Annotated in this window: 7 protein-coding genes and 4 pseudogenes; 2 read left to right on the top strand and 9 right to left on the bottom strand. The window is 48.8% G+C overall.

All coding sequences use genetic code 11. The features are described 5' to 3' along the window. A pseudogene (locus BN1123_RS20630) lies at positions 1 to 242 on the top strand (IS3 family transposase); the annotation flags it as partial. 23 nt (positions 243 to 265) lie between these two features. Here the strand turns inward: BN1123_RS20630 and BN1123_RS21200 are convergent. The 7 genes and pseudogenes from BN1123_RS21200 to BN1123_RS20620 all read right to left on the bottom strand — a co-directional run. Beyond that, positions 266 to 373, bottom strand: a pseudogene (locus BN1123_RS21200) (sugar phosphate nucleotidyltransferase); the annotation flags it as partial. A 111-nt stretch (positions 374 to 484) separates the two neighbouring features. Continuing rightward, positions 485 to 1372 carry a dTDP-4-dehydrorhamnose reductase gene (gene rfbD, locus BN1123_RS00875; protein ID WP_042024890.1) on the bottom strand — a complete coding sequence of 296 codons (888 nt, stop codon included), beginning with the start codon at positions 1370 to 1372 and terminating at the stop codon, positions 485 to 487. Then, positions 1372 to 2457: a dTDP-glucose 4,6-dehydratase gene (gene rfbB, locus BN1123_RS00870; protein ID WP_042024900.1), complete on the bottom strand. Its 1086-nt coding sequence runs from the start codon at positions 2455 to 2457 to the stop codon at positions 1372 to 1374. The genes rfbD and rfbB overlap by 1 nt, the downstream gene beginning before the upstream one ends. A gap of 214 nt (positions 2458 to 2671) precedes the next feature. Further along, entirely contained in the window at positions 2672 to 4633 is a 1962-nt protein-coding gene (locus BN1123_RS00865; protein WP_042024889.1) for a polysaccharide biosynthesis protein, read from the bottom strand. 59 nt (positions 4634 to 4692) lie between these two features. Then, a complete protein-coding gene (locus BN1123_RS00860; RefSeq protein WP_042024888.1) occupies positions 4693 to 5250 on the bottom strand; it encodes a sugar transferase in 558 nt (185 codons plus the stop codon). Between the two features lie 148 nt (positions 5251 to 5398). Further along, positions 5399 to 6423: pseudogene (locus BN1123_RS20625) on the bottom strand (IS3 family transposase); the annotation flags it as partial. Positions 6424 to 6483: 60 nt separating this feature from the next. Next, positions 6484 to 7101: pseudogene (locus BN1123_RS20620) on the bottom strand (IS5 family transposase); the annotation flags it as partial. A 58-nt stretch (positions 7102 to 7159) separates the two neighbouring features. Between BN1123_RS20620 and BN1123_RS21980 the strand changes: the two are divergent. Then, on the top strand, positions 7160 to 7342 hold the full coding sequence (locus BN1123_RS21980; protein ID WP_411595183.1) for a polysaccharide biosynthesis protein: 183 nt from the start codon (positions 7160 to 7162) through the stop codon (positions 7340 to 7342). Positions 7343 to 7523: 181 nt separating this feature from the next. On the opposite strand, the gene BN1123_RS20610 is transcribed toward BN1123_RS21980, so the two are convergent. Both BN1123_RS20610 and BN1123_RS20605 read right to left on the bottom strand, forming a co-directional pair. Further along, positions 7524 to 8423, bottom strand: coding sequence for an NAD-dependent epimerase/dehydratase family protein (locus BN1123_RS20610; RefSeq protein WP_082037438.1), 900 nt, complete (start codon positions 8421 to 8423; stop codon positions 7524 to 7526). 96 nt (positions 8424 to 8519) lie between these two features. Beyond that, positions 8520 to 9040 (bottom strand): glycosyltransferase family protein (locus tag BN1123_RS20605; protein ID WP_197064419.1); only part of this gene is annotated, 521 nt, incomplete at its 5' end.

The raw sequence follows: 9040 nt of genomic DNA, 5'->3' as shown, positions 1-9040 counted from the left end.
CTGATTTGGGCAACAACGCCAAGGGGAACTGTTTCGACAATGCCCCGATAGAAAGCTTCTGAGGGTCTCTTAAAAATGAATTGGTTCACCACCATCGACTCAAGACGAGAACAGAGGCTAAGGCCGCGATTCAGGAGTACATCGAGATTTTTTATAACCACCAACGTCAGCACTCACAACTTAGCAATGTCAGCTCGGCTGAATTCACCAAGAGATATTGGAAAATGACTCAGACGGCTTGATCCGGGTGTGTCCGATCTTGTCAGGGCACCTCAATCATCGGCTTGTCATAGATGGGTAGCAACGCCATGGTGACAGGGTAGAGACGGGGGACGGAGCCACCGGCCAGAATAATGCCTTTACGTTTGGTCATGATGCTTGTTTCTTATTTTTAAATTTCAAAAGAGAAGGTTGCTTGACACCACTCCTTTCTGTTTTATCCCTGCCAGCCAGGGAGGTGTTCAATACGTCCCTGGCCAGTGATTTACTTGCCCAGGATCTCGGTCAACATCCGCTCCACACCGACCGTCCAGTCCGGCAGCACCAGATCGAAAGTGCGCTGGAATTTGCTGGTATCCAGGCGGGAGTTATGTGGGCGTTTGGCCGGGGTTGGGAAGGCGCTGGTCGGCACGGCATTGAGTTGCGTGACCGCCAGTTCAACACCTGCCTCTCTGGCGTTGGCAAACACCAGCTGGGCGTAGTCAAACCAGGTGGTGGTGCCGGAGGCAATCAGATGATACAGCCCGGCGACCTCGGGTTTGAGCTGCGCCACGCGGAGTGCATGGGCGGTGCAATCGGCCAGCAACTCGGCGCCGGTCGGGGCGCCAAACTGGTCATTGATGATTGACATTTCGCTGCGCTCCTTGCCAAAACGCAGCATGGTCTTGGCAAAATTGGCGCCGCGGGCAGCATAGACCCAGCTGGTGCGGAAGATTAGATGACGGGAGCAGAGTGCTGCACCTTGTTCCCCTGCCAGCTTGGTTTCGCCGTACACATTCAGCGGTGCGGTCGCATCGGTTTCCAGCCAGGGGCGATCACCACTGCCATCGAACACATAGTCCGTGGAGTAGTGCACCAACCATGCCCCCAATGCCTCCGCTTCTTTGGCTATAGCGGCCACGCTGGTCGCGTTGAGCAGTTCGGCAAACTCCCGTTCACTTTCCGCCTTGTCGACTGCCGTGTGGGCTGCCGCGTTCACAATGACATCGGGTTTGACCAAGCGTACCGTTTCGGCCACACCGGCCGGATTGCTGAAGTCGCCACAGTAGTCGGTCGAGTCAAAATCGACGGCAGTGATCCGGCCCAATGGGGCGAGCGAGCGCTGCAGTTCCCAGCCAACCTGGCCATTTTTGCCAAACAGCAGAATATGCATCAGGCACGCTCCCCGTAGTTTTGCTCGATCCAGGATTGATAGGACCCGCTCTTGACATTGTTGACCCACTGCTGGTTATCCAGATACCACTGCACTGTCTTGCGGATACCGGATTCAAAGGTCTCTTGTGGTTGCCAGACGAGCTCGGCGCTCATCTTGCTGGCATCGATGGCATAGCGGCGATCGTGACCTGGGCGGTCAGCCACATAGGTGATTTGATCGCGATAGGAGCCAACCTTGGGCACCATCTCGTCAAGCAGATCGCAGATGGTATGAACGACGTCCAGGTTCTGTTTCTCGTTATGACCGCCGATGTTGTAGGTCTCGCCGATGGCACCAGTGGTGACCACGGTATAGAGCGCGCGGGCGTGATCTTCCACATAGAGCCAGTCACGGATCTGGTCGCCCTTGCCATAGACAGGCAGCGGCTTGCCATCCAGCGCATTGAGGATGACCAGCGGGATCAGCTTCTCGGGGAAGTGGAACGGGCCGTAGTTGTTGGAACAGTTGGTGACGATTGTCGGCAGGCCGTAAGTACGGCGCCAGGCGCGCACCAGATGGTCACTGGAGGCCTTGGAGGCAGAATAGGGGCTGCTGGGGGCGTAAGGAGTTGTTTCGGTAAAGAGAGGCAGTGCCACACCGGGGGCGACTTCATCCGGATGGGGCAGGTCGCCATATACCTCGTCGGTAGGGATATGGTGGAAGCGGAAGGCCGCCTTGCGTACCTCGTCCAGACCGTTCCAGTAGGCGCGAGGCGCCTCCAGCTGCATGTAGGTGCCGACAATATTGGTCTCGACGAAGTCGGCAGGGCCTGTGATGGAGCGATCAACGTGGCTCTCGGCCGCCAGGTGCATCACGGCGTCCGGTTGGTGCTGGGCAAACACCCGATCCAGTTCGGCGCGGTTGCAGATATCCACCTGCTCAAAGGCATAACGTTCACTGTTTGCGACACTGGCCAAGGATTCCAGGTTGCCCGCATAGGTGAGTTTATCGAGGTTGATAACTGAATCGTTGGTATCCCGAATGATATGACGAACAACCGCCGAGCCGATAAAGCCTGCGTCACCGGTAACGAGAATTTTCAACATATTTAAGCGAGAAACTCTGCTATATGGGGTGCACAGGGTAACTGACAAGACATGGTTGAAGGCCCCCTGACAGACCATTATCACTGATGAGAGCAGAGGATACCTCCGGCCCAAACTGGCCATTTACGCTCAACATGCCTATGGCACCCCTCTGCCCATCTATCTGAACAGTCATTCACACAAACACTGTGCATGCCATAAGGCAAGCCGCTTAATGCATCGGCTGATGACACTCTGAATTCAGAAAATCAATATCCTCGACCACACTCAAGCAAGGTTCATGCGGCAAAGAATTTTTGGCCTGCCACACCAGATCGCAGATCCCGTCGGTGGGATTAAAACCGGTCGGCATACTTAACAGCAGGCTACGGATCTGTTCATGATCAAAGCGGAAACACGCGCTATCTAGCTCAGCCAAAAACGCCCGCAGTTGTGGCCATGGCAGCATTAACTCAGAGGCTTTCATGATCCGGGGGTGGGCAGTGCCCTCAACCTGCTCACCAATTAGCAGCTCTTCAAACAGCTTCTCACCTGGTCGTAAGCCCGTGATTTTGACTTCAATATCGCCAGCGGGGTGCTTGTCGCTTTTGAGCTTTAGGCCACTCAAGCGGATCATCCGGTGCGCCAAATCAATAATCTTGACCGGCTCGCCCATATCCAACACAAACACATCCCCCCCCTGCCCCATAGCACCAGCTTGAATAACCAACTGCGATGCCTCAGGAATGGTCATAAAGTAACGAATGATATCAGGGTGGGTCACAGTCAAAGGACCACCATCGCGGATCTGCTTGCGAAACAGCGGCACAACAGAACCAGAAGATCCCAACACATTACCAAAACGCACCATGCAAAAACGGGTTTGTCGCTGCGCAGCCGCCAACGATTGCAACACAAGTTCTGCCAATCGTTTGGTGGTTCCCATGGTGTTAGTGGGGCGCACCGCTTTATCAGTCGAAATCAACACAAAGGTTTCAACCTTGGCCCTGATAGCCGCCTGAGCACAGTAAAGAGTACCAAACACATTATTGCGTACCCCTTCAACCACATTGTATTCCACTAGGGGGACATGTTTGTAAGCCGCAGCATGGTAAACCGTCTGAATCCGGAAGGAACTCATCACCGCTTGCAAGCGATGTTGCCGCTGCACCGACCCGAGCAATGGCACTATCTCAACCTGCAACCCTTCTTGCTGGCTGAGTTCTTGCAGCTCTTTATCAATGGCATACAAGCCATATTCAGACAGCTCAAATAACACCAGTTGCACGGGCTCGCAGCGAATGATCTGACGACACAATTCAGAACCGATAGATCCGCCCGCCCCCGTCACCATCACCCGCTTGCCAGATATATTGGCGTTGATCAGCTCAGGGAGCGGGGCAACCGCATCACGCCCCAAGAGATCTTCAATACTGACCTCTTTAAGCTCATCGATATGAGCGTACCCTTTCAGCAAATCCGCCATACCAGGAATAGAGAGAACTTCACAAGGGTACTGTTCCAGTCGATTGATCACCGCTTGCCTGACACTGCGCGATGCACTAGGCATGGCCAACAGGATCTTTTTAATATCAAAACGCTCGATTAACGCCTCGATATCGTCGGGGCTGTAAACGCTCACTCCCTGGATTACGGCTTTCACCAAAACGGGATCATCGTCGACAAACGCCACCGGCAAATACTCCTGCCCTTGATTCAACGCCAACTGCAACTGACGCCCGGAAGATCCAGCCCCATAGATGAGCACCGCCACCCGTTGCTGACCACTGCGCTGTACCAGCGCCCGGAAAAAAAGCCGCACACCTCCGATCAGCAACACTGAAAAAGCAAAATAGATAACCGATACGGTTCTAGGGAGTGGCACTGCCATAAAAAACGCTAGAATGACCAAAGACATGGTGGAGAGGAGAACGCCGAGTGACACCGTCCACAACACCTTGAAACCGACATAGCGTAATACCGCTCGATAGAGCCCTAACCGCATAAAGATGACGATGGTGATCGGCAGTAACAGCGCCAGCATTTGCCAGTGCTGCACACTCTGCAACGGAATATTGGCATCCAGCCGCACCCAATAACTGCCCCAGAATGCCAAAGTTAGCAATAGCAGATCAGCACAGATGCTAATCACCCGTTTATAAACTCGGGGGATAGCCAAGAAAGAGGTCAACATAATGGAACCATCTCGTTAATAACGGTGAGGAAGATAAGGTGAAGCAACTCGGTGAAATACTATTTCGATCCAACCGCATCGCCAGCACCACTGCCGGTTGCCGTCATGATGATATAACGAAAGTAGCTAGTTAAGGTGAGGGTATCGATCATCTGCCGATCTGTTTTGGCAAGCAACGCAGGGGTCGACATATCGATATTTTGTACCTGTGCCAAGCCGGTAATCCCAGGCAACACCTCATAAACCCCCAGGGCATCACGCTCTTTGATCAGCACCTCCTGATTAAAGAGATTAGGTCGCGGCCCAACTAAACTCATTTCACCCTTGAGCACATTAATCAATTGTGGAAGTTCATCAAGCTTAGTTTTGCGAAGAAACTGACCAAGTTTAGTGACAGAAGAAGCCCCAACTAAATGGGTTGCCACCGACGCTGTATTTGGTGACATGGTACGAAATTTAATGAGAGTAAATGGACGCTGATGCTTACCGACTCTCTGTTGGCAAAAAATCGGTGAGCCTGTATCAAAGTAACCTAAGACGCATACTATCAATAACACTGGCCAAAGTAACAACAGCCCAACCAAAGCAAAAATAAAATCAAGAAATCGAATAGCCATATTAGTATCACTTAGATGATTGAGATAAGTAGAAATTTACAGTGCGTTTTATGCCCTGCTCGAAACTCATAGGTGGAGACCAGTTTAGTATTTTTTTGGTATGAGTGATATCCAGTTGTAAGTTACCGCATAAGCGTTGTGGACTGTCCCCAAGGTTGCTGTGGCGTCGGATTCTGTTATAGAACGCTTCAATGTAATCGAAGATATCGGCGCGGGTCAGCTCGCGGATTGTGTAGATCCGTTTTCTGATGCGCTCTTTTGTCAGCGAACTGAAGAACTATTCGGCTACCGTATTATCCCAACAGTTGCCACGTCGGCTCATACTGGGGGCCAGGTTGTTAGTCTGGCAGAAGCGCTGCATACGGCCATCATCAATGCATCCATTGCCAGTTCGCGTGAGAGAGAGGGCTTCATCAACCAACCCACCACGTTACGGGCGAAGAGATTGATGACGACCGCCAAATCCCTCCCCCCTGCTAGGTGCGGATATAGGCGATATCGGTCACCCGGACCTGATTTGGCCGCATGACAGTAAAGTGTCGCTGGATACGATTAGGCGCCACGACAGAAGGTCTGTCGGCTATCCGACGTGGCGCTTTATAGCCACGAACTGCTTTGGCCCGGTTCAGTTGCATAAGCCGTCCCACTCTATTTTTACCGCAGGTTTCGCCGATCTAACTCAAGTCACCATAAACCCGACGATAGCCATACACCCCACCGCTCAGGGGATATGAATCGCGAATGAGCATCAGCAGACTCTGGTTGTCTTTATCGCGTGCACAGACCGGATTATGCAGCCATGCATAAAATCCGGCCCGAGCGACATTCAGTACCCGACACATTGTCATGACACCCCATACCGAGCAGTGCTCCTTGATAAAACGGTACTTCAGGCGGGCTCCCTTGCAAAATACCGCGCTGCCTTTTCAGGATATCCCGCTCTTCTTCGGTGCATTTCAACTGCGCCCGTAGCTTCAGGATCTCGCTTTTAGCTTCCAGCAAATCACGGGCATACAGCTCGCGATTATCCGGTTTGATGGCCCTCAACCATTTGTAGAGACTGTGCGCAGAAACGCCCAGTCGGTCGGAGACCTCTGCAACGAAATAACCGCATTCGGTAATCTGACGCATGGCTTCTTCATTAAATTCAGGTGTACATCGCAGTGTACTCATACGCACCTCACATGCTCAAACTCTAGGGCAGAATTCTCTACCGGGGCCGGGTCAGTACACGCCATGGAGCAGATGACCCACTTGATTGAGCTTGTGCTCGTTGGCTGGCATGGTCTCCAGGCTGTGAGTCAGGCCACTTTTGGCATCAATGCCGATATGGATCTTCATGCCGAAATACCATTGATTGCCTTTCTTGGTCTGGTGCATCTCGGGGACACACTCTCCACACTTGTTCTTGGTGGAGTTTGGGCCTCGATGATGGAGAGCCTTGCTTCATCATGAAGCCGGCTTCACAAAGCCGCTGGCTGACGGCATCAAAGAACTGGCGAGCCAGTAGGTGTTTCTCCAGCAGATGACGGAAGTTCATGATGGCTGTGCGGACAGAGGTAGTCTAGCACAGCGAGAGTTTAGCAAACCGACGCATTGAGGCAATCTCGTAGAGCGCATCTTCCATGGCGCTGTCGCTGAGGTTATATCATTGCTGCAGTGAATGCGCAGCATGGTATCGAGTGGGTAGGGACGACTCCCGTTCCCTGCCTTGGGGTAGACGGGGTCGATGACCCCCAGCATCATCGACCATGGTAGCAACGCGTCCATGCGAGCCAGGAATATCTCTTTGCGGGTTTTGCGGCGTTTTCCACTGAATTCGCAATCCACGAAGGTGAGCTGGTGACTCATGCTGAACCTCATCCTTGATGCCAAATGGGGTCATGAACTCATATAGGGGATAGGGGACTTGTTCGCACCTTCCCTAGCCAAATGTATGATTCATCTGATGGGGATGAAGAAGTTCTACGATGATAAAAGTGATGAAGGCGATATCGAGATAAAACTTACAAGGCTTCGCCCTATTGAAAAGCTTTATGAAGAATTATTGAAAGGTGATAATATACAAGACACATCACATTCCCTAAAATAATGACAGAGCATGAAGAAAAGCTAAATTGGTAGGAAATGGAACAAGTTTTATCAAAACTAGAAAAAATATTGCCATAACTTCGATATCGATGAAATAATAAAACTGATTACTGAAATCCCTACTAGTGGTTATGCATCTAACCCTAACTTTTGAAGCATTCAACAACATTAGCAACATGAAATTATATAATAGGCTTCCACAGTAATAAACGACGTGCTTTGCTATTGTTAACTAGTAAATTCCCAAATAGCTGATTAGAAATATTTCTTTTCCCCATCAAAATAAATAAAAAACGTAAAATAGTTACAGAGATAGGTATTAAATAAATCTTTCTACCTTCAGCATCTGCTAATGCCTGGATCAATTGTTTTGTAGACCAAACTCTATCATCGGAAATAACAAAAACTTGCCCAGCGGCATCAGGGCTAAATACACATAATTCAAGAAAGTTAACAAGATTTTCAATCGAAACAAAACTTTTCTTATTGTTTACCGAACCAAACGGTAATATTGGGCAATATTTTATAATTTTAGATAATTTAGCAATATTACCCGGTGCTGATGGTGAAAAAACTAGAGGTGGCCTGATAATGACCAGTTCTGTTTTAGAATGAGAAGCTATTTTCCTTAAAATTTTCTCCGCCTGATATTTAGAATAAGCATAAGCACCGATTGGATTACATTCTGAATCTTCATCAAACGGGACATCTTGTGTCTGGTTTCCAATGACCCCAATTGAACTTACAAAGATAAAACGTTTAACCCCTGCTTTTTCAGCCTGTCTAAATAAGTTTACTGATGCATTGACATTAACTTCCGTAATATAGTCAATTGTTTTTGGTGTATTTTGGAGAGAGTTGTGAGCTAAAGCAGCTAAATGAACAACAAAGCTAACACCTTTTAAAGCTCTACTCCAATCTGTATTACTAGAAATATCACTTATGACAAAACTTTCCGTATCGATATTATTTTTAGAGGAGTGCCGACAAACCGGAATAATATCTAAATCATCTTTTAAATGTTGAACTAGTGATGAGCCAATGTATCCACTGGCCCCTGTAATAAGGATTTTTTCTTTCATGTTAATTATGCGTTACATTTTTTCATTAATTATGAAAGCCTTAATAAAATCAAGCTTTCAATTAAAAAGTACTAATAGCAAACAAATATATTAAAACTAAAGCCCTCTTATTTTCTTATACAATGATAGTGTTTTACGAATTATTATTTTATTATGATACTTTCTCTGTAATTCAGTAATCCTTTCACTTGCTTTATTTATTGATATAAAATCAGTAGAAAAAATTTGCTTCGAACTACCAATTCTATCTCCATTAATGAGCGAGACTCCGACAGCCTCCCCTATATCTCGAAATCGGTGATGCCATCTCCCTTTATCTTCTATACATGCATTGGAACCTTGTATAATCTGATTCCTGAGGTTTTCGGAACCAAGTAATGCTTTAGCCAATTTTCTGGCTTCGAAGGGGTCTGAAAACATAGGAATATCAACATAACCTTTAGTAAAATCAGCAATACCTTGTCTTTTATCACTCAACAGGCAACTGTTTGAGGCCATTATATCAAATACTCTCCACGGAAACCCTTCAGCAGCCTGAGAGTGCGATATACTGACCGATACCCGTGAGCGATTATAAATATCCTGATTGTGTTTCAGTGTATAGACATCTTTATCAG

The organism is Aeromonas enteropelogenes, assembly GCF_000819845.1.
Classification (GTDB): domain Bacteria; phylum Pseudomonadota; class Gammaproteobacteria; order Enterobacterales; family Aeromonadaceae; genus Aeromonas; species Aeromonas enteropelogenes.
This window is presented reverse-complemented; position numbering and strand designations above follow the sequence as displayed.

Bases quoted from the DNA above. Each gene is read 5' to 3' on its own strand.
- BN1123_RS00865 (WP_042024889.1), bottom strand. From the start codon at position 4,633: ATGTTGACCTCTTTCTTGGCTATCCCCCGAGTTTATAAACGGGTGATT.
- rfbD (WP_042024890.1), bottom strand. From the start codon at position 1,372: ATGCATATTCTGCTGTTTGGCAAAAATGGCCAGGTTGGCTGGGAACTG.
- BN1123_RS20610 (WP_082037438.1), bottom strand. From the start codon at position 8,423: ATGAAAGAAAAAATCCTTATTACAGGGGCCAGTGGATACATTGGCTCA.
- BN1123_RS00860 (WP_042024888.1), bottom strand. From the start codon at position 5,250: ATGGCTATTCGATTTCTTGATTTTATTTTTGCTTTGGTTGGGCTGTTG.